Here is a 22807-nt window from a genome sequence, read left to right as displayed (position 1 = left end):
CGACGAGATTATTTCTTCCGAATTAATTTAAAAATAAAAACTATTAAACCATTTATATTAACTAACCTATAACCAATGAATACCAAAATCCGAATTAAATTATCTGTAATGATGTTCCTAGAATTTTTTATCTGGGGCGCATGGTTTGTAACATTAGGAACTTTTCTAAAAAGCAATTTGCATGCTTCAGGTTCAGAAGCAGCTTCTGTTTTTTCAACACAATCTTGGGGTGCCATAATTGCTCCTTTTATTATTGGTTTGATTGCAGACCGCTATTTTAATGCCGAGAAAATTTTAGGTATTCTTCATCTTATTGGAGCATTTTTGATGTATCAAATGTATGTTTCGGATGATGTTAGCATTTTTTATTCTTATGTTTTAGGGTATATGATTTTATATATGCCAACATTGGCACTTGTGAATTCAGTTTCTTTCAATCAAATGAATGATCCTGAAAAAGAATTTGCAAATATTAGAGTTTGGGGAACTATTGGTTGGATTTTAGCGGGATTATCCATAAGCTTTTTATTTCATTGGGATTCTGCAGAAGGTGTTACGCAGGGATTACTAAAGAATACGTTTCTTTTGGCAGGAATTGCTGCTTTAATTTTAGGTTTGTTTAGTTTTTCATTACCTAAAACACCACCTAAAGTTGCTGCAACTGAAAAAATTAAAATTGGTGATATTATTGGTCTTGATGCTTTAAAACTTTTGAAAGATAAAAATTTCGCTGTCTTTTTTATATCATCGATTCTTATTTGCATTCCCCTAGCCTTCTATTATCAAAATGCACATCCATTTTTAACAGAAGCGGGAGTTGAAAATCCAACAGGAAAAATGGCTATTGGTCAAATATCGGAAGCATTATTCTTATTACTAATTCCCGTGTTTTTTACTCGTTTTGGATTTAAGAAAACTATTCTGGTAGGTATGTTGGCTTGGGCTATTCGTTATGTATTGTTTGCTTATGGTAACGGAAGTGATTTGAGCTTTATGCTTATTATTGGTATTGCGTTACACGGTATATGCTATGATTTCTTTTTTGTATCGGGTCAAATATACACCAACTCAAAAGCAGGAGAAAAATATAAAAGTGCTGCACAAGGTTTGATTACACTAGCTACTTATGGTGTAGGAATGTTAATTGGTTTTGCTATTGCAGGTTGGATTACTGATAATTACAGAATTAATGAAAAAACTGTAAACTGGGAAATGGTATGGATCATCCCAGCAGGTATTGCATTCGGGGTATTTTTACTTTTTGCTCTTTTATTTAATGATAAAAGTAAAACTGAAATTGAAAAAGAAGAAGTTTCAGCAATTTAAAAACAAAAAAATGAGTACTAACTTAAATAGAAGATCTGCAATAAAAGGAATTCTCGCCGGAACAGCGGCTTTAGGGATTCCATCTGGGTTTTCTGCTTTGGCTATGCCAAAAAACGAAACAGAAACACAATTAGGTATGCTAAAAGGAAATATAAATCACTCTGTTGCTCGATGGTGTTTTAACGATTTTGATCTAGAAACTCTTTGCATCGAAGTAAAAAAAATAGGAATCACAGGTATTGATTTAGTTGGTCCTAAAGATTGGCCAACATTGAAGAAATATGATCTTGTTTCTACTATGTGCAACGGAGCGGAAATAAATTTGGTTGATGGTTTTAATGATACCCAATTTCATGAGACACTCATAAAAAATTATACGGAAATGATTCCGCTTGTGGCAAAAGCAGGTTATAAAAATCTAATTTGTTTTAGCGGGAGCCGAAGAGGTAAAACGGATGAAGAAGGCTGGAATAATTGCATAATTGGTTTGCAAAAACTAATTCCATTGGCTGAAAAACATAATGTAACGCTGGTAATGGAACTCTTAAATAGTAAAATTGATCACAAAGATTACCAATGTGATAGAACACAATGGGGAGTCGAACTAGCAAAACGTTTGAATTCTGAAAATTTCAAGTTGCTTTATGATATATACCACATGCAAATTGATGAAGGTGACATTATTAGAAATATAAATGAAAATCACCATTATATTGCACATTTTCATACTGCAGGTGTTCCAGGTAGAAATGAAATAGACGAAACACAGGAATTAAATTACCCGGCAATAATGAAAGCGATTGCCAAAACAGGTTATAAAGGATTCGTAGGTCAAGAATTTATTCCTAAAAATCCAAACAAACTAGCCTCCTTAAAACAGGCTATTGCAATATGTGATATTTAATAATTTAAAAAAAATAACTGATGATAAAAAGAAGAGATTTTTTAATAAATAGCGGTTTGGCATTGGGAGCATTAGCTATTGCTCCTTCATTTGCATTTACTACAAAAAAGAGACCAATTGGAATTCAATTATGGACACTAAGAGACACTTTACCCAAAGATGTCAAAGGCGTATTAGCACAAGTTGGAAAAGTAGGATTTAATGAAGTAGAAACTTTTGGATATTCCCCAAAGAATGGTTTTTTTGGTACTTCTGTAAAGGATTTTAAATCGATGCTGTGTGATAATGGTTTAAAGGCTACCAGTAATCATTTTGATTTCAATGGATATATAGAAAACGGTTCAACAGAATCTCTTAAGTCTTATATTGAGACTGCTAATATTTTAGGAAGTGAATACGTTACAGTACCTTATATATTACAAAACTTAAGAGGAAAAAGTATTGATGATTATAAAAAATTAGCGTTAAAAATAAATCAAGCAGCTGAAATTTGCAAAGCTTCGGGTTTAAAATTAGCGTATCACAATCATGATTTTGAATTTGAAAAATTTGAGTCTACTACGGGTTATGAGATTTTATTAAATAATACAGATAAAAACTTAGTGGATTTTGAAATGGATTTGTATTGGGTAGTTCGTTCTGGAAATAATCCATTACAATTATTCAAAGATCATCCAGGACGTTTCAAAATGTGGCATGTGAAAGATATGGATAAAATTAATCCAAGTTTTAATGCAGAAATTGGAACTGGTTCGATAGATTTTAAAGCTATTTTTGCTGAAGCTGAACTTTCTGGAATGAAACGTTTCTTTTTAGAACATGAGAGTAATTACAAACCCAATCCAATAGAATCCGCAGCCATAAGTTACAATTACATTAAAAATAACTTAATATAATATTCTAAAGAAATATAGTTATATAAAAAAAGGGATACTAAGTATCCCTTTTTTATTACCATTTTGTCACTCCTAATAATTTTTCGCCCAATTCACTCAGTTTGGCTGTTTCATATTTAGTTTGTTCCCAATTACGAGGATCTCCAGGAAATGCATATCCTTCCGGTGCTATTCGGTTTTGCCAAGAATTGATACGCCATTGACGTAATTCTTCATTATCCTCTTCAGCTGGCATCATAGAAATGTATTGCGCCATTCTCACTTTATCTTTTGTTATATTTGGACGTATGCCATGAGGTTGAGTACTATTGAAAATTAATAAATCACCCGCTTCCATTTTTACTTTTACAAATTTATCTTCCAGTCCTGTAACATCCGGTTTGAAACGATTTCTATCTTCGGGCTGCGTTAATTTCCAAGTGTCATAATTTCGATATAAATCAGGAATACATTGAAAACCTCCCATATTTTCATCAGTTTGATCTGCCAATGCAAGAACTCCTTGTACATTTTGAGGTTTTGTTTCAGGGTCATAATCCCAATGTATGAATCCTTTGAAATCATAACCGGGTCTAATTGGCAAATTGAGATTGGCTCTATCAATAGTTACCCATAATTTTTCGGTTCCCCAAATGTCAACAAACGCATCATACACTTTTTGCATTTGTCGGTTATCCCATTGGTATTGATGATTGTATACTTCAACCATGCCACTATTAGTAAGCTCTTTCATTTGCATTTCGGCTCTCGGCGGAGCGTACCAAGTTTCAGGATCATTTTGTTTTTTTTCTTCAAATTCCCATAAAAAATCACCCATTTTTTTAGCATTTTCTTTTGGCACAGCATTTTTTATTACAATGTATCCATTCTCAATCCAAAATTTCCAATCTTCCTCTGTAAGCAACCGCAAAGGTTTACCATTGGAACGATCATTTAATTTTGATGTACTGGATTTTGCTGTTGATGGATTCCCTGGGATATCTTTATGGGCATTATTTTGCGTCATTGTAGGAACCATTGTTGGTGTCATTGATTTATCATTCTTTTCCATTGTTCGGATATTTAGTGTTATTACTATTTCAAAATTAGAAAAAGAGAATACTAAATACTTTCACAAAATTTACTGCTATTTGTACAATATTGATTTATTTAGTACTTTTAAACAAGTATATGTATATTTTTGAACAATATAGAATAGATAACGGTATGAAAATAGTTTTTGAGGATATAAAAAGATTAGCTGGAAGTTCATTTAGAATATTAGTAAATCCAAAATTGAATGATTTTTATTATTGGCATTTTCATCCCGAATTTGAATTGACTTTCATTGTTGCGCCAAATGGAACACGCCGTGTGGGAAATCATGTGGGCGATTTTGAAGGAAGTGATTTGGTTTTTATAGGTTCCAATATTCCACATTTGAATTTTGATTATGGTATAAAAACCGAATATGAAAAAGTTGTTTTACAGATAAAAGAAGATTTTTTCAAAAATGATTTTATTACAACGCCTGAATTAGCTTCTATTTATAAATTATTTGAAAACTCAAAAAAGGTAGTTTGTTTTCATGGAGATATAAAAGACAAAATTGGTAAAAGACTTCAGAAAATTCACCATTTATCTCATTTCGAACAATTTATAGAAGTGCTCTCATTATTTCAAATTTTAGCAACATCAAATGAAATGACTCTTTTACATGATAAACCATTTGAAAACCTATATAATAATAAGGAGCAATTACGACTAAAAGTAGTCTATAAATTTATAGAAAATAACTATCAAAGGGCTGTTTCCATTGAAGAAATTGCAAAGCTGACTCATTTATCAAAAGCTGCTTTTTGTCGTTATTTTAAGAAAATGACACGATTAACGTTTACTGAATTTTTAAATCAATATCGAATTGAACAGGCTAAAATACTTTTGAAAAGTGATAAAAATGTAACTGAAACCTGCTATGAATGTGGTTTTGAAAGCCTATCCTACTTTAATAGAATATTCAAAAAAGTAGTGGGTGAAAATCCAATTCAGTTTAAGAAAAGGTAAAAAGGTTGTGTTCCCTGTTTTATTTGGAGAAGCACAACCTTTATCCATTTTTTACTCCGTTACATTAAAACTGGCAACATAAAAATTCTTGTCTATTTCTAGTTTTGGATTTTCAGTTTTTGCTGGAATAGTATTCCATTCGGTTTCTGGTTTCAGCAATTCTTCTTTTCCATTCAAAGTTATTTTTACAGGCATATTGAAACCTGGAACACAATTTGTCCAACGATAGCCTAGTTGGTTATCTTTGAAAAAATACTCTAAAGTTGGAATTCGAGTGTCTCTTAAATATTGATTGAAAACGGTTGATAAATCTATTCCAACTTGTTGACTTAAGTAATCTTCAATTTGTTTCGTAGTAACTGTTTGATGATAAAAAGTACTGTTCAAACCTCTTAAAATAGTTCTCCATTTCTCATCATCATTTACAATTTGGCGCAAAGTGTGTAGCATATTTGCCCCTTTATAATACATATCACTTGAGCCTTCATTGTTTACATCATATTTGCCTATTATGGGTTTGTCATTAGCAATATTTTTTCTAATTCCTCTTACATAAGTGTATCCAGCTTCTTTGCCATAAAAATATTCTAAAAAAAGACTTTCAGAATAATTTGTAAAACTCTCGTGAATCCACATATCAGCAATATCTTTATAAGTAATATTGTTCGCAAACCACTCATGCCCAGATTCGTGAATAATGATAAAATCAAATTTCAATCCCCATCCTGTCCCACTTAAATCACTGCCACGATACCCATTTTGGTAGCCATTACCGTACGTCACACTACTTTGGTGTTCCATTCCTAAATACGGTGCTTCAACTAATTTGTAACTGTCTTCATAAAAAGGGTACGGTCCAAACCAGTGTTCAAATGCTTTCAACATTCGCGGCACATCTTTGAATTGAATCTTGGCTTTGGCCAAATTCTCTCTCAATACATAATAATTGCAATCCAAATCCCCTTTTTCTCCTTTGTATTTCTCCGAAAAAAAAACGTAATCTCCTATGTTTATATTTACACCGTAGTTATTGATAGGATTTGCCACATACCAATTATAGGTTTTTGTTCCATCTTTCAATTGTTTTACACTTAACAAACGACCATTGGATACATCCATCAAATTTTTTGGAACATTCACACTGATGAGCATATTATCCACTTCGTCATACATGTGGTCTTTGTTTGGCCACCAAACACTAGCCCCCAATCCTTGACAAGAAGAGGCGATAAAAGAATTTCCATTGTTATCTTTTTTCCAAGTAATTCCTCCATCCCAAGGTGGATTAACAGCTACTTTAGGTTTACCACCATAAAATACTGTGAGTTCTTTTATATTTCCTGGTTTCTGAGAAGCAACCAATTCAATAAAAAAAGTATTCCCTTCTCTTTTGTATTTTAAAACTTTACCATCCTGAATGACTTTATAAATCTCCATAGGATTTTGCAAGTCAATTTGCATACTATCGTATTCCTGTAAAACTTGATATTTTATTGTGTTAGAGCCTGTAATTGTGTTGTTTGCAGGATTTACTTTAATGTCAAGATGGTAGTGTTTTACATCCCACCATGCTCTTTCTTTAGTGATGCTGCCTCGTAAAGAATCCTGTCTGGTGAAAATTTCTTCTTTCTGTCCCAGTAGTCCTAGTGCATTCGCACTATTAAAAATAAAAAACGAGATAAAAATAAAACTGAAATTTCTTTTCATGAATTAGAAACTTTGAAATAAATTATAAATTAATTTTTATAAATGAATAAACATTAATGCAATTTAGAAACAGAATTTTGTGGAACAACGGCAGTAAAATCAGTAGCTAAACGATTGCCATAATCTTCTAATAGTTCCAAAACTCTTTCTTGTTTATCCGATTTCACAATCAGCCCAGCATGATATTCTAGTGGAACTCTGAAACAAACTTCCGGATCTGAAAACGATGATAAATCAGGATGTTGGAATTTCGACAGAGTCAGAACAATTCCGGCATATTCTTTTTTTACTTTTGGTAAAGTATATTTAGTTTCTTTTGCCAAGGCATCTTCAATTGCTGCCCATTCCTTCCATAAATTAATGTTGGAAGCTTCGGCAACCATTTCTGCCAGATGCGCTCCTCCTACTCGGGATGACGTTTCCAGAAAATAGATTTGTCCATCTTCCTTGCATTTTATGAATTCAGTATGTGCTGCACCATGTTTCAATCCAAAGCCTTTCAATACTTGTTCATTTATCTTTTTGATGGCTTTATCATCTTCAGCATTATAAGGGATATTGGCACTACGAAAAACGCCACCACCTTGTGAAATTTCCATTGGCGTGGCTAAATATTTTGAAGTCAAACTAAAGATTACTTTACTATCCGAAATCAAACTATCACAATGATAGACATCGCCAGGTTTGAATTGTTCCAATAAATATTTGAATCTATTATTCCCCATTTCATTAATATGGATCCATAAACTCTCTTTGTCATATACTTTTATAATCCCTGTTGCCGAAGCTTCAGAGCGTGGTTTCAAAACCCATGGAGCTGGAATTGTATCTGCAAAAGTATTGATGTCATGATCATTAAATAAGGAACAAAAAGCAGGAATTGGAATCCCGCAACTCTTCGCTCTCATACGCATGGCGAGTTTATCTCTAAAATAACGTCCTGTAGTTTGTCCCATTCCGTCAATTCTTAGATTTTCCCTTAGATAAGTTGCTTTTTCTACATCATAATCATCCAAAGCTACAATGGCATCAATTCTCGTGGACTTCATGAAATTGCCAACACCTAATAATAAATGCTCTAAATTCCAATCGACATCTTGCCCTTCCATATAAAAAATCTCATCAATATATTGATGTGGCCATGGTTTGTCTCTCAGTTTTTCGCTCGTCACTAAATAGACTTTGTTGCCTGATTTTTTTAAATTAATTAAAAAATCGGCACCCTTAAAATAATTTGAAATACAAAGGAAGGTTTTAGAGTTTTCCATACGTTATAAATTTTCTATGAATTTAGTTAATAAATGAACTCCATAGGCTGTAGCATGTTTACTTTTAGCAAATTCATCATCGCCAAATGCTACGCCTGCAACGTCAAGATGCGCCCAAGCTTTGTGTTCTTGGGTAAAATATTCTAAAAATTTGGCTGCGCTTATTGCTCCGGCAACTGGTTTTCCGCTATAATTTTTCACATCGGCAATATCGCTTTCAATGTCTGATTTATAAACATCCCAAAGCGGTAAAGGCCACAAACGCTCTCCAATTGCATCTCCGTTTTCTTGTAATTTCTTAGCCATTTCCTCATTATTGGTAAACAAAGCACCACATTCATAGCCAAAAGTACCAACGCTGCTTCCTGTAAGTGTTGCAATGTCAACGATATATTCCGGTTTGAAATTTTTAATTAAATAGGATAATCCATCGGCTAAAACGAGTCGGCCTTCAGCATCCGTATCGATGATTTCTATTGAATGTCCGCTGTAACTGTGAATCACATCACTAGGCAAAAAGGACTTGCTGTCAACAGAGTTTTCCGCACAAGGAACAATAGCAGTGACTTTTACTGGCAATTGTAAATCGGCTATAAGTTGCATCGCTCCTAATACTGCGCCACCGCCAGCCATATCACATTTCATGTGAACCATTCCTGCCGTTTTTATGTTTAATCCACCAGTATCAAAGGTGATACCTTTACCTACCAATCCAACATGTTTTATATGTTTCTCTTTTGGAGTGTAATTCATAATGATAAATTGAGGCTCATTTTCACTTCCTTTTCCTACCGCTAAAAATGCACCAAGACCTACTATTTTTGAAGCTTCATAACCGAGAACTTCTACATCAAATCCATATTTTTCACCCGTTTCTTTGGCCCAATTTGCTAAGTATTTTGGATTAACAGTATTTGGAGGTAAATCGACTAAATTATGGATTGCTAGCTGCGCTTTGGCGATTTTAATTCCTTTTTTGGCTATAGCCAAATAATCCTTTTCAGTAACTAAACTCAAAGTGAAATCTGGATTCAAAAACGGATGTATATTTTTTTCCGATTTAAAATGACCTAAATCATATGTTCCTAAAAGCAAACCTGAAATCATAGCTTCAACCTGATCCTGAGTGAATTGTTCGGGTATAACTAAAGCTATATTCGAACTAAAATTATCTTTTTCTTTAGATGAAATACGACGAAAAATAGTTTGCACCGATTTATAATCTATCGTTTTACCTAAGCCAATAAAAACATACGTATTGTCATTTTTTTCGGCTAAATAGTGCGTGTCTTTTTTACCGAAAAAAACTTTAGAAGTAATTTCCAGCCCATTAAATGCAATTGGAACGATACTTTTTGAATAGGTTTCAAAAACCGGAATTAAAATTGTTCCTGAAAAATTATCTAAGTTTATTACTGTATTTGTTTTCATTTGTTCTTTTAATTTTTCGGTTGTACACACGCGATTTATCGCGTCTAATTGCATGATAACGATTCTAAAAGACCGATAAATCGAGTCTCTACGATTATTTTGTATTAAAAAATAACCATTCTATTGCTTTAGGAAATTCATCGCTCCAATACGTTTCGCTATGTTTCCCTTGTCTATTGATACTTAAATTAATCTTCGATTTGTCTTTTACAAATTCGCTTGAAATCAAATCATTCTGAAACTTTTTTATATGTTCAATCATTGTTTCACTTTCATCTCCACCAGCATATAAATAAATTTTTGTGTCGGCTGTATCGGCTTTTTCAGAATTGATTTTTAGTTCTGGAACTACCCAAAGCGATGGCGAAAAAATCATTAATTTCCCATAAACTTCGGGGTTTCTCAATCCACTAAAAATACTAATCAATCCCCCCATAGAGCTTCCTCCTATTCCAGTAAATTCCCGTTCTTTTTTGGTTCGAAAATTACTGTCTACAAACGGTTTTAGCGTATCCGTTACAAAACGGATGTATTTTTTGCCTTGACCTTTTCCCAATACTGTTTTCCCAACATTGTATTCTTTTACACGGTCTTCTTCGGCGTGTTCTATTGCGATTATTATAATTTTTCCAATTTTATACTCTGACATAACTGCCAGCTTTTTATCAATTTCCCAATTCCCAAATTCTGCTGCTTCATTGAATAAATTTTGGGCATCCTGCAAATACATCACCGGATAACTTTCATTTGAATTATCATAATCATGAGGCAACAAAGCCCAAATCTTTCTGGTTTTGTTGAGTTGCGGAATTATAAATTCATCTGAAATTAACTGAACTTGTGGCAAAAAAGATTGCTTAAACGGCAACCAGTTTTTTCTCCATCTGGCTACATATTCTTTTTGAATGCCAGTATGATCGTGTGTTGAACGGTTTTCAGTACGATTTCCACGGCTGTCAATTTCTACTTCACTCCAATCCCCTTTCGTAAATTTATACAAAAGCTCTTTAGGATAATCAAAATCATGTGAAAATTTGTAATGATACAAACCAATACCAATTTTCTCCATCATAAATTCTTTCTCCTGAGTACGCCAATTATTAAAATTTCCTGAAATATAAACCGGTCTCGCATCATCTTCGTCGGTTGTAAGGATTATATGTAGCCCTGTATTTAGTATCGGATTATTTAATTCTTCGGTAAATGTGGTATTATCTGAATTCATCACTTGCATTGTTGTACTTGTATTTTAAAAATAAATAGTAAATATAGTCGATTGCGATTTGAAATAAAAGAAAAAAGAAAACCCAATAGCAAATGAATTTCCTATTGGGTTTGTATTTGTAAAAAATTATTTGATGTATTTTACTTTTGGCGACTTTTTAAAACTTCAACAACATCGTTTAGCTTAAATCCTTTGGCTTGCAATAAAATAAGGTAATGAAAAAGCAAATCGGCACTTTCGCTCAAAAACAAATCATCGTTATCATCTTTGGCTTCAATAACTACTTCAATCGCTTCCTCGCCTACTTTCTGGGCAATTTTGTTCATCCCTAATTTAAACAACGAAGCTACATAACTTTTTTCAGAATCCGCATTTTCTCTTCGAAGTTGGATTGTGTCCTCTAAATTTGAAATAAATCCATAATCTGGTTTATTTTCGTCAGCCCAACACGTATCTGTTCCTTTGTGACACGTAGGTCCTTCCGGTTTTACCTGAATCAATAACGTATCATTATCACAATCGTTTTTGATGTCAATCAAATTCAAAAAATTGCCACTTTCCTCACCTTTTGTCCAAAGTCTTTGTTTCGTACGGCTATAAAATGTTACTTTTTTAGTATCAACTGTTTTTTGATACGCTTCGGCATTCATGAAACCCAACATCAAAACCGTTTTGGTTTCGCTATCTTGAATTATGGCAGGAATTAATCCGTCTGTATTTTTTGAGAAATCTATGTTCATTTTTTTTAAGTATTAAGTCGTAAATATTAAGTCGTAAATATTAAGTGGTAAATATTAAGCAATTCAAACTTAATAATTCATACTTAAAACTTATTACTTAAATACGCACTTCTATATTGTTGTTTTTAAGCTCTTTTTTTAATGTTTTGATTTCAATTTCTTTAAAATGAAATACACTTGCGGCCAATGCTGCATCTGCTTTTCCTTCCAGAAAAGTATCTACAAAATGTTGTATGTTTCCCGCACCACCAGAAGCGATTATAGGAATATTAACTAACTCCGAAAGTTTTGCCAAAGCCTCATTTGCAAATCCATTCTTAGTTCCGTCATTGTCCATAGAGGTAAACAAGATTTCGCCTGCACCTCTTTGCTCTACTTCTTTGGCCCAATCAAATAAATTCAATTCTGTAGGTACTTTTCCTCCCACTAAATGAACAATCCATTGTCCATCAATCTGTTTGGCATCAATCGCAACAACGACGCATTGACTTCCAAATTTTTGTGCCAAATCATTTATCAACTGCGGATTTTTCACAGCTGATGAATTAATTGAAACTTTATCTGCTCCGTTTTGCAATAATACTTCTACATCAGTAACAGATGAAATTCCACCACCAACGGTAAACGGAATATTAATTGTCGAAGCGACTTTACGTACCAAATCAACCAAGGTTTTTCTTCTTTCTTCCGTTGCCGAAATATCCAAGAAAACCAATTCATCAGCACCTTCATCCGAATATATTTTGGCTAATTCTACTGGATCTCCAGCATCACGCAAGTCCACAAAATTAACTCCTTTTACGGTTCTTCCGTTTTTTATGTCGAGACAGGGAATAATTCTTTTTGTAAGCATTTTATTTATTTTTATGTAGAGACGCACTGCGGTGCGTCTTTACAATCTACATTATGATATATTTTTCCAATTGTTTCAACGAAATTCGTCCTTCGTAAATTGCTTTTCCGATTATGGTTCCTTCACAACCCAATTCGGCTAGTTTTGGTAATTCATCAAAAGTAGAAATTCCTCCTGAAGCAATCAATTTTATGCCGCTGGCTTGCGCCAAAATTTTAGCGTATAAATCAAAAGAAGGTCCTTCAAGCATACCGTCTTTAGCAATATCGGTACAAATTACATACTGAATTCCTTTGCTTTGGTAGTCTTGTATGAAAGGAATTAAGTCTTCATTTGAATCTTCTAACCAACCCGAAACTGCTACTTTTTCGTTATTGGCATCGGCTCCTAAAATGATTTTATCAGAACCATATTCTGCAATCCATTTTTCGAATAACTTTCTGTTTTTAACGGCAATACTTCCGCCGGTAATTTGGTTGGCACCACTTTCAAAAGCGATTTTTAAATCGGAATCCGATTTTAATCCACCACCAAAATCAATCTTCAATTTGGTTTGTGTAGCAATTTGCTCCAGTATTTTATAATTAACAATTTGGCTTGACTTTGCACCGTCTAAATCAACCAAGTGTAAATATTCTATTCCGTGTGCTTCAAATGATTTCGCCACTTCAAGCGGATTTTCATTATATATAATTTTGGTATTGTAATCGCCTTTTGATAAGCGAACACATTTTCCGTCTATGATATCTATTGCAGGTATTATTCTCATTTTTTTTATTATTATTAAAGATTTAAAAATTGAAATATTAAAAGATTTACTAAAATTATATTAAACAAAAAATAGATGTCTTCAGTTTTTTAATTTTTCAATCTTTGAATTTTTCAATCATTTAATTTTAAAAAATTAGCCAAAATTTGTTCTCCAATATCGCCACTTTTCTCAGGGTGAAATTGTGTTCCGTAGAAATTATCCTTTTGCAAAGCTGAGGCGTATTCTACTTCATAATTTGTTGTCGCAATCGTTTCGGCACAAAGAGGAGCATAAAAACTGTGTACCAAATACATGTATTCGTTTTCATTAATCCCTTCAAATAAAGGCGATTTCAAATTATATATCTGGTTCCAGCCCATTTGTGGCACTTTTACTTTTGGCGTAAATTTGATCACATCAACATCAAAAATCCCCAAGCCTTTTGTATTTCCTTCCTCCGATTTGTTGCACATCAATTGCATGCCTAAACAAATGCCCAAAACAGGTTGTTTCAAGGTTGGAATCAAAGTCTCCAATCCACTTTCCTGAAGCATTCGCATAGCATAACTTGCTTCACCAACACCTGGGAAAATAACTTTATCGGCTGCCTTAATTTCCTCAGGATTGTTACTCAAAACCGCTTTGAATCCCAATCTTTCTATTGCAAACATAATGCTTTGAATGTTTCCTGCTCCGTAATTTATGATTACTATTTTCACTTTTATAAGTATTAAATATTAAGTTGTAAGGATGAAGTTTTAAGCATTTTGATTTTATTATTAAACGTAATAACTCATACTTAAAACTTACACCTTAAACTAAAGCATTCCCTTCGTGCTTGGCAAGATCATTTTCTCCGTATCACGTTTTACGGCTACTTTTATTGCTTTCGCAAAAGCTTTAAAAATGGCTTCTATCTTGTGATGCTCATTCGTTCCTTCCGCTTTGATGTTGATGTTGGCTTTGGCACCATCCGAGAAAGATTTGAAGAAATGATAAAACATCTCCGTCGGCATTTTTCCTACCATTTCACGTTTAAATTCGGTTTCCCAAACCAACCAGTTTCTACCTCCAAAATCAATAGCCACTTGCGCTAAACAATCATCCATTGGTAAACAAAAACCGTAACGTTCGATACCTAATTTATTTCCTAATGCTTTTGCAAAAACTTCACCAAGCGCAATTGCTGTATCTTCAATCGTATGATGTTCGTCCACTTCTAAATCTCCTTTTACAAGGATTTCTAAATCCATTTGTCCGTGACGCGCAATTTGGTCCAACATGTGGTCAAAAAAGGCAATTCCTGTTTCAATTTTGCTTTTTCCGGTTCCGTCAAGGTTTAAATTAATATAAATATCCGTTTCGTTGGTTTTTCTTTCTATTGAAGCAGAACGCTCTTCTAATTTCAAAAACTCATAAATTACTTTCCAATCTGTAGTTTGTAAAGCAACAACCGAGTCAAGTTCTTCTCTTTTTGAAGCAATTTCGGCACTTCCCAAAGCTTCGTCCGTGTTGATAAAAATCGCTTTTGAACCCAAGTTTTTTGCCAATTCCACATCAGTTATTCTGTCTCCTATTACGAATGAATTTTCTAAATCATAATCCGGATTATCAATGTATTTTGCCAACATTCCGATTGCAGGTTTGCGAGTTGGTGCATTTTCGTGCGGAAATGTTTTGTCAATTAATACTTCTTTGAAAACAACTCCTTCATTTTCAAAAGCTTTCATAATTAAATTATGAACTGGCCAAAAGTTAATTTCCGGATGAGAATCAGTTCCCAAACCATCTTGATTCGTAACCATTACGAGTTCAAAATCAAGTTCCAAAGCAATTTTTCCAAGATATTGAAAGGCTTTTGGATAAAATTCTAATTTTTCGAAACTGTCTAATTGATAATCATTTGGTTCCAAAACCATTGTTCCATCACGATCTATAAAAAGTATTTTTTTCATTATATAATTATTTAAACTAAGCGTTTAGGCTTTGCAATGCTGCTATTAATTTTTTATTTTCCAATTCGGTTCCAACTGTTAAACGCAAACAATTATCGCATAAAGGTTGGGTTGTTCGGTTTCTAATTACGATTCCTTTTGCAATCAATTCATCATACCTTTTATTGGCATCATCAACTTTTATCAAAATAAAATTGGCTTCTGTAGGATAGATTTTTTTGGTGAATTTTACATTAAGTAATATTTTAAGTAACTTTTCTCTTTGCGCTATTATCGATTCAATTTCAGATTTTATTTTTTCTGAATCATCTAATCTGTCCAAAGCTCTTTTTTGAGTCAATTCATTCACATTATAAGGTGGTTTTATTTTATTCAAAACCGAAATTACTGCTGCAGATGCATAACAAATTCCTAATCTAATTCCTGCCAAACCATACGCTTTAGATAGTGTTTGGGTAATGACCAAATTTGGATATTCTTCTAGTTTATTAATCCAACTTTCCTTTTTTGAAAAATCGATATACGCTTCATCAATTACAACCAAACCATTGAAGTTTTTCAACAAATAGGCCACGCTTTCATCTGAAAATGAATTTCCAGTTGGATTATTTGGTGAACACAAAAAGATGATTTTAGTGTTTTCATCAACAGCTTCCATGATTTTCTCAATTTGCGGTTGAAAATCTTCTGAAAGTAAAATTTCTTTATTTTCAACTGCATTGATATTAGCCAAAACGCCATACATTCCATATGTTGGAGGCAAAGTGATTACATTGTCCGTTTTTGGTTCACAAAAAGCTCTGAATAATAAATCCAATACTTCATCACTTCCATTTCCAAGTAAAATTTGATTCGTTTTGACATTTCTTTGTTTTGCCAAAATTCCTTTTACACTCATTTGTTGTGGATCTGGGTACCGATTTACCCCATTTTCAAACGGATTTTCATTGGCATCCAAAAAAATCATATCTGCAGTATCAAAATCCTCAAATTCATCGCGTGCCGAAGAATAGGGTTTCAATTGCTTTACGTTTTCTCTAACTAAATTATTTATATCGAAATTATTTTCCATCTTCAATCGCTTTTAATCGTAATGTAACAGCATTTTTGTGTGCTTGTAAACCTTCTGTTTCGGCCATGATTTCTATGGCTTTACCTATATTTTGTATTCCTATTTCAGTTATCTTTTGAAAAGTCATTGCTTTAGTAAAACTATCCAGATTTACACCGCTATAATTCTTTGCATAACCGTTTGTAGGCAAGGTATGATTGGTTCCTGACGCGTAATCACCAGCACTTTCGGGAGTATAATTCCCTATAAAAACAGAACCTGCATTATGAATTCCATTACTGTAAAAATCATCGTATTGAGAACAAATGATAAAATGTTCCGGTCCATATTCATTGATTAATTCTAATGCAATAGTATCATTTTCAACATAAATCAATTTAGAATTGGCAATGGCTTTTTCAGCAATGGTTTTTCTTGGAAGTACATCCATTTGTATTTGTATTTCATTTTCAACAGCATCAATTAATTTCTTTGAGGTTGAAACCAAAATAACTTGACTGTCTGCTCCATGTTCTGCTTGAGATAATAAATCAGATGCTACAAAAGCGGGAACTGCAGTATCATCAGCCACAATCAATAATTCCGATGGTCCGGCAGGCATGTCAATTGCTACGCCAAATTGTGTTGCCAATTGTTTAGCCACGGTTACAAATTGATTTCCGGGACCGAAAATTTTATACACTTTAGGAATCGTTTCCGTTCCAAAAGTCATTCCGGCAATAGCCTGAATACCTCCTACTTTTAAAATTTTGGTTACACCACACAAATTTGCAGCATATAAGATAGCTGGATTTATAGTTCCGTTTTTATCCGGAGGTGAACACAAAACAATCTCGTTACAACCTGCAATTTTTGCAGGAACAGCAAGCATTAAAACAGTAGAAAATAATGGAGCAGTTCCTCCAGGAATGTATAACCCAATTTTTTGGATTGGTCTTTTTTCCTGCCAACAATTTACTCCTTCAATAGTTTCTACTACTACTCTTTCAGTTTTTTGAGCAGAATGAAATCGTTTTATATTTGTCTTTGCTAGTTGAATAGCCTCTTTTAATTCAGAAGAAATAGATGCAATAGCCTCGTCAATTTCAGCTTTAGAAACCTCTAATTTTTCGATTGATGCACCGTCAAAAAGTGAAGTATATTTTGCAACAGCAATATCACCTTTCTTTTGTACTTCCTTGAAAATTTCTTTTACTGTTGCTTCAATATCATCAACAGTCTTAGTAGGTCTCTCTAAAATGGAAGACCAAGTTTCTGGTTTTGGATTGTATATTTTATTCATTTTATTTATACTTTAAGCCTTAAGTTATATGCTTTAGGCTATTTCAGAATTAATATTTACTTTCAGTCTTGGCTTATAGCTTTTAGCTTATGGCCTAAAGCTTTACAAAACCATTTTCTCAATTGGGCAAACCAAAATACCTTCGGCTCCAGCTTCTTTCAATTGATCGATAACATCCCAAAAAGTATCTTTATCTATTACTGAGTGTACGCTGCTCCAACCTTCTTCTGCCAACGGCAAAACGGTAAGGCTTTTTAATACCGGTAATATGTTACCTATCGCTTCTATTTTATCGTTAGGAACATTCATCAAAATATATTTTGATTTTCTGGCTCTCAAAACCGATTCAATTCTAAACCGAAGGATGTCAATTATTTTTTGAATTTCTGGAGTAACTTTTGGAGAAACGGCCAAAACAGCCTCACTTTTCAAAATTACCTCTACTTCTTTAAGATTATTTTTAAATAAAGTACTTCCACTTGAAACAATATCTACTATAGCATCTGCTAAACCTATATTTGGTGCAATTTCTACAGATCCGGAAATTTGGTGAATATCCACTGTCAATCCAAATGAATTAAAGTATTCGTTAACCGTATTGGGATAAGAAGTGGCAATACGCAAACCATCTAAGTCTTTGATTGATGTATATTCAAATGTTTTTGGAACAGCAACAGAAACTTTGCATTTTGAAAAACCCAGTTTTTGAGCAATTTTAATATTTTTTCCTTTCTCTACCAAAAGATTGTCTCCTACAATGGCAACATCTACAACTCCATCAATTAAATATTGAGGAATATCTGAGTTTCTAAGGTATAAAACCTCTAATGGAAAATTGGTTGCTTCCGCTTTAAGTTGGTCATTCCCATTGTTTATGGAAATTCCACAATCTTTTAGAATTTGGATACTGTCTTCGTTTAAACGTCCTGATTTTTGAATTGCAATTTTTAGTGTACTCATTTTTTTGTTTAGTTTTTGTTTTTGTTTAGAATATTATGATTGAGTACAAATATTAGGCAATAAAAAACCCGCTTGATGTACTCAAACGGGTTTTTAGATTATGATGATTTACACACATAACATTAACACATCGCTTGAGAGCAATAATGAAAATGGTGATGATGTAATTTATTTGTTAACATGTTTTGTGTAATTGTATTGATCTTAAATTCTTTTGCAAATATAAGAGATAAAACATTTATAATCCAATTTTTAATTTAACTTAAAGATACCTTATTGTTAAATTAACCCGTCGGGTGTAATTATTCAAAACGTCAGTTCGTCCCGACGCTTCGGGATTTTGTGCAGTAAAACGGAACAAAAAATGTATCGAGAACTAGAAAATTAGTATTAAAAACTAATTCACCCAACGGGTTAAATTAATACTATCTGTCGTATTCTTTTGGCTCTGAATTTTTTGAAACAGGAGCTCCTTTTTCTGAATCAACACTGTTTTTAATAGTTGAATCAGCGCTGTCTTCTCTTATTTCTGTGTGACGAATTTCACCTCCGGAAGTACCCACTAAAGTTGTTAAATAAACACCTATAATTGCTACAATAACTGCTACAAAAGATATAAATTTAGCTTTAGAATGATTTTTTATATTTAAAACTATACCTAAAAGTGAAATGGCTCCAAGTAAATACAATACAATTGCTAGCTTTTCTGCTATTTCTTCGTGTTCATGAATTATTCTTTTGCCGATATTAGGCATATCTTCAACCATTTTCTCAGCTCCTTCACCAGTTCCTATACTAAATGCGGCAAAAACAGCCGCAACAATGAATAAAACATAAGCGGTATTTTTTACCGAATTGTTCTTTAAAATTATTCCAGTTATTAAAATTCCAAGTCCTAAAATCGTCCCGATAATTGGAAAATGGTTTACCACCATGTGTAAATGTGCGTCATTCATAATATAATTTGTTTAAGGTTTAAAAGTTAAGGTTTACGATTATCCAGCCAATGAAACACCAATTAAAGAGCCAATTCCATAGGTTACCGCAGCAGCAACCAATCCGAAAGATACTTGTCTAAGTCCAGAGAACACAACACTTTTTCCTGTTAATAAGGTTATTGCGGCCCCTATTCCAAAAAGACCAATAACACTGCTTCCAAGACTCAATAAAATTGCGTTTTTTCCGTCTAAAAATATAAAAGGATATAACGGAATAATTGCTCCAATGGAAAAAAGAACAAATGATGCAGTGGCAGCTTCCCATGCTGAACCTCCTAATTCTTCTTTATCAATACCTAATTCCTCAGTAATGATTGCATCTATTGCCGTTTGAGGATTTTCAAATGCTTTTTCAGCTAATTTTTTAGCTTCTTCAATATTCATTCCTTTAGCCTGATACAACAATACAAGCTCTTTTTTTTCTTCTTCGGGCGAAGCTTCCAGTTCTTCTGTTTCCAAGTCAATTTGGCGTTGGTTTAATTCTCTGGAACTTTGCACCGAAAGCCATTCGCCCAAAGCCATTGAAATTGCTCCAGCCAAAAGTCCTGCAATACCGGTTAATAATATTGTATTATTAGAAACTGCAGCGCCGGCAACTCCCATTACCAAACTCATATTAGAAACTAATCCGTCATTAGAGCCTAAAACAGCTGCTCGTAATGCATTACCTCCAACAGTCTTGTGTCTACTTTCAAATTTAGATAAAAAACCACCTGAAACATTCAGTGCTGCATTATTATTTACGGCTTCAATAATTTTAAGATGATTGTGTTCAAAACCAGTTGGCTTCTCCCCGCTTTCAATTTTGTTTTTTATTGCATTTACAGCAAATTGTTTTTCTATACTCGAAAGACTGCTGATAATAGAATTGTAGCCAAAAATTTTACCCAATTTCAGTTGAAATTTAGCTCTTCCTGAAGGCAAAGGCATTTTATAATCCTTTTCAGTCGTTAATACTTTATCCAGCATGTGTTTAGCATGTCCTTTTTCTATTTCCGATAAACCTCGTAAGACTCTTGTAAGATTATCATCCGATTGAATTGCGGCAATGCTATCATACAAAAAGGAAGTATCTACTTCAGTCTGTAATTGATCTTTTAGTTTGTTTAAATCCATATTTATCTAATTTACGATATCAAAAATGCCTTTTACAAGAATTTTTGAAGAATCATTTATTATTTCAACTAAAGTAGCATTTTTTATTTGATGCTAATGCTAATCCAATTTATTATCGGGTCAGCTTTAAGGCATCGTTCAATCGCATCGCCACGTTATCCCAATTGATGATATTGAATAGTGCATCTACAAAATCAGTTCGCTTATTTTTGTATTTTAAATAATAGGCGTGTTCCCAAACATCAATAACCAATAATGGAATTGCTCCCCATTGTGTTAGTTTTTCGTGGTTTTCGCATTGCAAGATCACTAAACTATCGCTGTAAGGCTGATACGCTAAAATACCCCAACCATTGCCATCTACATTTTTTGAAGTGGCAGCAATTAAAACTTTCAACCTGTCGTAACTACCAAAACTTTTTTCAATTCGTTTTAGTAAATCGCCTTGTGGCAAGGTGCTTTTATTAGTAAGATTTGTCCAAAAAATGGAATGCAAGATATGTGATGAAAAATGATAGGATAGTTTTTTTGTCCAAAAATCAATGGTCTCCAAATTGTTATCGTCCAATGCTTTTTTTATCATTTGCAAATCTTTGTTTGCGCCTTTTACCGCACTTCCATGGTGAAAAGTATAATGCAAATGCAAGGTTTCTGTATCCATATAAGGCTCTAAAAAGCTTTCGCTATATGGTAAAATCTGCTGAATGTAATTACCATTTGCATCTACTAATTTATCAATAGGATTGTCAGCTAAATTTTTAGCAAACGCATTAGTAGTAGGAAGTATTAGTGAAGCTACTCCAAATAAAGTACTCGATTTCAAAAACTCTTTTCTGTTCATTGTAAAATATTTTAGTTTATTGGTTTAATTGTTAAACCATCAAAATAAGATTGTACATTGGCTTTTGTCCAAAAATCAACTCTGCCTGCTTCAGAAATCCATTTGTAATTTTCAACTAAATTTTTATGTGTATAACCAACTAATGCAACAGGACCACCAAAACCAATTGTCCCTAATTTTAGGAAATAAAGTACAAATTCTTTTAAAGTATAATTTTGCATTATGTTTATTTACAAAGTTTAACTCTTATTTTCAATTGGTTTTAACGTTAGAACTAATTTACATTTTTTTATTACTCCATATTCTTCATTTTCATTAAAAGTGCATAAGCACCTTTAATAACGATTGTAGCATCTTTTAAATCATCATTTGAAATAATTTCGGTAAACCCGTTTTCGGATGTTCCAGTTGTAACTTCTTTCATTTCAAAGAGCTTACTTCCTTTTGCTACGAAAACATAATTCTTGTTTTCATAATTTACTATGGCATTTGATGGCAAGACATTAGATTGCTTACTGTTTAATTCGATTTCGGCATTCATGTACATTCCCGGTAAAAGTGCTTTATCGTATTTTGTAAAATGACAGTGCATTTCTGTACTTCGATTTTCTGTAAAATCTTTACCAATTAAAATAATTTCGCAAGGATATTTTTTTTCTGGATTGGTGTTAGTGTATGCCAATAAAGATTGGCCAATAGCTAATTTATTGATGTCTTTTTCAAAAACGGTCAATGCCAAATGAATATCCGAAGGATTTACAATCTCGAATAAAATGTCGCTTGGGTTTACATACTTACCAATATTCACATTTACTTTTGAAACATAACCATTTATAGGTGAATAAATATTGATGCTTTTTGAAATGTTTTTTGTCGAAACATTATTTGGATTTATCCCTGCAAATTTTAATTTTTCACCATAGGATTGCACCATTATTAAAAGTGAATTGTATTCGGATTGTGCTTGTTGATACACTTTGTCGCTACTGGCTTTGCTTTGGTTGAGTTCTTTTTGTCTTTCGAATTCGGCTTTTGCGTATCCTATTTTTGCTTTCGCCAAAAGATAATCTTCTTGCAGTTGAATGTATCGTTGATCTTCTACAACGCACAAAACTTGTCCTTTGGTTACATGCATTCCTTCTAAAAGTTTGGTATATTTTAAATAACCTCCCATTGGCACACTAATGGAAATTAAATTTTGAGGAGGCACATCTATTTTGCCATTTAATTTTAATGTAGATGAAATTTTTTTTTGCTCAATTTTCCCCGTTTCAATACCTGCATTTTTAATTTGTACATCGGTAAGTGTTGTCGTGTTTTCGATAGTTGGAGTGGCTTCTGTTTCGTTTTCTGTTTTCTTATCTCCACACGAAGAAAGGAATACTATTGCCATTATTGTAATGATTGTATTTTTACTCATGATTGTATTTTTATTTTGG

Annotated in this window: 22 protein-coding genes; 4 read left to right on the top strand and 18 right to left on the bottom strand. The window is 33.0% G+C overall.

Annotated elements, in window-relative coordinates; all coding sequences use genetic code 11:
* The first annotated feature begins 75 nt into the window (after positions 1–75).
* From FNW38_RS13365 to FNW38_RS13355, 3 genes are read left to right on the top strand one after another with little or no spacing between them, the layout of a single operon-like run.
* Positions 76–1326 (top strand): nucleoside permease, encoded by a 1251-nt coding sequence (locus FNW38_RS13365; RefSeq protein WP_143388281.1) that lies wholly within the window; start codon positions 76–78, stop codon positions 1324–1326.
* A 10-nt stretch (positions 1327–1336) separates the two neighbouring features.
* The gene (locus FNW38_RS13360) at positions 1337–2230 is read left to right on the top strand and encodes a hydroxypyruvate isomerase family protein (RefSeq protein WP_143388280.1); all 894 of its coding nucleotides are present in this window, start codon (positions 1337–1339) and stop codon (positions 2228–2230) included.
* Between the two features lie 20 nt (positions 2231–2250).
* Complete coding sequence (locus FNW38_RS13355) at positions 2251–3126, top strand: sugar phosphate isomerase/epimerase family protein (protein ID WP_143388279.1); 876 nt, start codon at positions 2251–2253, stop codon at positions 3124–3126.
* Between the two features lie 55 nt (positions 3127–3181).
* Here the strand turns inward: FNW38_RS13355 and FNW38_RS13350 are convergent, their stop codons facing one another.
* Positions 3182–4177: a phytanoyl-CoA dioxygenase family protein gene (locus tag FNW38_RS13350; protein WP_143388278.1), complete on the bottom strand. Its 996-nt coding sequence runs from the start codon at positions 4175–4177 to the stop codon at positions 3182–3184.
* 155 nt (positions 4178–4332) lie between these two features.
* Between FNW38_RS13350 and FNW38_RS13345 the strand changes: the two genes are divergently transcribed.
* On the top strand, positions 4333–5169 hold the full coding sequence (locus FNW38_RS13345; protein ID WP_143388277.1) for an AraC family transcriptional regulator: 837 nt from the start codon (positions 4333–4335) through the stop codon (positions 5167–5169).
* Between the two features lie 51 nt (positions 5170–5220).
* Here the strand turns inward: FNW38_RS13345 and FNW38_RS13340 are convergent, their stop codons facing one another.
* The 17 genes from FNW38_RS13340 to FNW38_RS13260 form a co-directional block, all read right to left on the bottom strand.
* Positions 5221–6876 (bottom strand): M1 family metallopeptidase, encoded by a 1656-nt coding sequence (locus tag FNW38_RS13340; protein WP_143388276.1) that lies wholly within the window; start codon positions 6874–6876, stop codon positions 5221–5223.
* Positions 6877–6929: 53 nt separating this feature from the next.
* Positions 6930–8144 carry an ATP-grasp domain-containing protein gene (locus FNW38_RS13335; protein WP_143388275.1) on the bottom strand — a complete coding sequence of 405 codons (1215 nt, stop codon included), beginning with the start codon at positions 8142–8144 and terminating at the stop codon, positions 6930–6932.
* A 3-nt stretch (positions 8145–8147) separates the two neighbouring features.
* On the bottom strand, positions 8148–9575 hold the full coding sequence (locus FNW38_RS13330) for a leucyl aminopeptidase family protein (protein ID WP_143388274.1): 1428 nt from the start codon (positions 9573–9575) through the stop codon (positions 8148–8150).
* A gap of 94 nt (positions 9576–9669) precedes the next feature.
* Positions 9670–10800 carry an alpha/beta hydrolase gene (locus tag FNW38_RS13325; protein WP_143388273.1) on the bottom strand — a complete coding sequence of 377 codons (1131 nt, stop codon included), beginning with the start codon at positions 10798–10800 and terminating at the stop codon, positions 9670–9672.
* Positions 10801–10940: 140 nt separating this feature from the next.
* Positions 10941–11540, bottom strand: a complete 600-nt coding sequence (gene hisIE, locus FNW38_RS13320; RefSeq protein ID WP_143388272.1) for a bifunctional phosphoribosyl-AMP cyclohydrolase/phosphoribosyl-ATP diphosphatase HisIE — start codon at positions 11538–11540, stop codon at positions 10941–10943.
* Positions 11541–11637: 97 nt separating this feature from the next.
* Positions 11638–12393, bottom strand: a complete 756-nt coding sequence (gene hisF, locus FNW38_RS13315; RefSeq protein WP_143388271.1) for an imidazole glycerol phosphate synthase subunit HisF — start codon at positions 12391–12393, stop codon at positions 11638–11640.
* 46 nt (positions 12394–12439) lie between these two features.
* Complete coding sequence (gene hisA, locus FNW38_RS13310) at positions 12440–13162, bottom strand: 1-(5-phosphoribosyl)-5-[(5-phosphoribosylamino)methylideneamino]imidazole-4-carboxamide isomerase (RefSeq protein WP_143388270.1); 723 nt, start codon at positions 13160–13162, stop codon at positions 12440–12442.
* 113 nt (positions 13163–13275) lie between these two features.
* Positions 13276–13863: an imidazole glycerol phosphate synthase subunit HisH gene (gene hisH / locus FNW38_RS13305; RefSeq protein WP_143388269.1), complete on the bottom strand. Its 588-nt coding sequence runs from the start codon at positions 13861–13863 to the stop codon at positions 13276–13278.
* Positions 13864–13962: 99 nt separating this feature from the next.
* Positions 13963–15099, bottom strand: coding sequence for a bifunctional histidinol-phosphatase/imidazoleglycerol-phosphate dehydratase HisB (gene hisB / locus FNW38_RS13300; protein ID WP_143388268.1), 1137 nt, complete (start codon positions 15097–15099; stop codon positions 13963–13965).
* A 16-nt stretch (positions 15100–15115) separates the two neighbouring features.
* Positions 15116–16171: a histidinol-phosphate transaminase gene (hisC, locus tag FNW38_RS13295; protein WP_143388267.1), complete on the bottom strand. Its 1056-nt coding sequence runs from the start codon at positions 16169–16171 to the stop codon at positions 15116–15118.
* Positions 16161–17453 (bottom strand): histidinol dehydrogenase, encoded by a 1293-nt coding sequence (gene hisD / locus FNW38_RS13290; protein WP_143388266.1) that lies wholly within the window; start codon positions 17451–17453, stop codon positions 16161–16163. The genes hisC and hisD overlap by 11 nt, the downstream gene beginning before the upstream one ends.
* A gap of 102 nt (positions 17454–17555) precedes the next feature.
* A complete protein-coding gene (hisG, locus tag FNW38_RS13285) occupies positions 17556–18413 on the bottom strand; it encodes an ATP phosphoribosyltransferase (protein WP_143388265.1) in 858 nt (285 codons plus the stop codon).
* A 425-nt stretch (positions 18414–18838) separates the two neighbouring features.
* On the bottom strand, positions 18839–19369 hold the full coding sequence (locus tag FNW38_RS13280) for a hypothetical protein (protein ID WP_235890202.1): 531 nt from the start codon (positions 19367–19369) through the stop codon (positions 18839–18841).
* 39 nt (positions 19370–19408) lie between these two features.
* Positions 19409–20527: a VIT1/CCC1 transporter family protein gene (locus FNW38_RS13275; protein ID WP_143388264.1), complete on the bottom strand. Its 1119-nt coding sequence runs from the start codon at positions 20525–20527 to the stop codon at positions 19409–19411.
* A 112-nt stretch (positions 20528–20639) separates the two neighbouring features.
* Entirely contained in the window at positions 20640–21368 is a 729-nt protein-coding gene (locus FNW38_RS13270; RefSeq protein WP_143388263.1) for a superoxide dismutase, read from the bottom strand.
* An 11-nt stretch (positions 21369–21379) separates the two neighbouring features.
* Positions 21380–21589 (bottom strand): chromate transporter, encoded by a 210-nt coding sequence (locus tag FNW38_RS17795; protein WP_235890203.1) that lies wholly within the window; start codon positions 21587–21589, stop codon positions 21380–21382.
* 71 nt (positions 21590–21660) lie between these two features.
* Positions 21661–22788 carry an efflux RND transporter periplasmic adaptor subunit gene (locus tag FNW38_RS13260; RefSeq protein ID WP_143388262.1) on the bottom strand — a complete coding sequence of 376 codons (1128 nt, stop codon included), beginning with the start codon at positions 22786–22788 and terminating at the stop codon, positions 21661–21663.
* Positions 22789–22807: the final 19 nt, after the last annotated feature.

This window comes from Flavobacterium gawalongense (assembly GCF_007097265.1).
GTDB classification, from domain to species: Bacteria; Bacteroidota; Bacteroidia; order Flavobacteriales; family Flavobacteriaceae; genus Flavobacterium; species Flavobacterium gawalongense.
Note: the sequence above shows the minus strand (reverse complement) of the source record. Positions and strands in the feature narration are given on the sequence as shown.

Excerpts from the sequence above, each read along its gene's own strand:
- FNW38_RS13365 (WP_143388281.1), top strand. The coding sequence starts at position 76 with ATGAATACCAAAATCCGAATTAAATTATCTGTAATGATGTTCCTAGAA.
- FNW38_RS13345 (WP_143388277.1), top strand. The coding sequence starts at position 4,333 with ATGAAAATAGTTTTTGAGGATATAAAAAGATTAGCTGGAAGTTCATTT.
- hisC (WP_143388267.1), bottom strand. The coding sequence starts at position 16,171 with ATGGAAAATAATTTCGATATAAATAATTTAGTTAGAGAAAACGTAAAG.
- hisA (WP_143388270.1), bottom strand. The coding sequence starts at position 13,162 with ATGAGAATAATACCTGCAATAGATATCATAGACGGAAAATGTGTTCGC.
- FNW38_RS13260 (WP_143388262.1), bottom strand. The coding sequence starts at position 22,788 with ATGAGTAAAAATACAATCATTACAATAATGGCAATAGTATTCCTTTCT.
- FNW38_RS13355 (WP_143388279.1), top strand. The coding sequence starts at position 2,251 with ATGATAAAAAGAAGAGATTTTTTAATAAATAGCGGTTTGGCATTGGGA.
- FNW38_RS13325 (WP_143388273.1), bottom strand. The coding sequence starts at position 10,800 with ATGAATTCAGATAATACCACATTTACCGAAGAATTAAATAATCCGATA.
- FNW38_RS13360 (WP_143388280.1), top strand. The coding sequence starts at position 1,337 with ATGAGTACTAACTTAAATAGAAGATCTGCAATAAAAGGAATTCTCGCC.
- hisIE (WP_143388272.1), bottom strand. The coding sequence starts at position 11,540 with ATGAACATAGATTTCTCAAAAAATACAGACGGATTAATTCCTGCCATA.
- hisD (WP_143388266.1), bottom strand. The coding sequence starts at position 17,453 with ATGAATAAAATATACAATCCAAAACCAGAAACTTGGTCTTCCATTTTA.
- hisB (WP_143388268.1), bottom strand. The coding sequence starts at position 15,099 with ATGAAAAAAATACTTTTTATAGATCGTGATGGAACAATGGTTTTGGAA.
- FNW38_RS13340 (WP_143388276.1), bottom strand. The coding sequence starts at position 6,876 with ATGAAAAGAAATTTCAGTTTTATTTTTATCTCGTTTTTTATTTTTAAT.
- FNW38_RS13280 (WP_235890202.1), bottom strand. The coding sequence starts at position 19,369 with ATGAATGACGCACATTTACACATGGTGGTAAACCATTTTCCAATTATC.
- FNW38_RS13330 (WP_143388274.1), bottom strand. The coding sequence starts at position 9,575 with ATGAAAACAAATACAGTAATAAACTTAGATAATTTTTCAGGAACAATT.
- hisG (WP_143388265.1), bottom strand. The coding sequence starts at position 18,413 with ATGAGTACACTAAAAATTGCAATTCAAAAATCAGGACGTTTAAACGAA.
- FNW38_RS13350 (WP_143388278.1), bottom strand. The coding sequence starts at position 4,177 with ATGGAAAAGAATGATAAATCAATGACACCAACAATGGTTCCTACAATG.
- FNW38_RS13335 (WP_143388275.1), bottom strand. The coding sequence starts at position 8,144 with ATGGAAAACTCTAAAACCTTCCTTTGTATTTCAAATTATTTTAAGGGT.
- FNW38_RS13270 (WP_143388263.1), bottom strand. The coding sequence starts at position 21,368 with ATGAACAGAAAAGAGTTTTTGAAATCGAGTACTTTATTTGGAGTAGCT.
- FNW38_RS13275 (WP_143388264.1), bottom strand. The coding sequence starts at position 20,527 with ATGGATTTAAACAAACTAAAAGATCAATTACAGACTGAAGTAGATACT.
- hisF (WP_143388271.1), bottom strand. The coding sequence starts at position 12,393 with ATGCTTACAAAAAGAATTATTCCCTGTCTCGACATAAAAAACGGAAGA.
- FNW38_RS17795 (WP_235890203.1), bottom strand. The coding sequence starts at position 21,589 with ATGCAAAATTATACTTTAAAAGAATTTGTACTTTATTTCCTAAAATTA.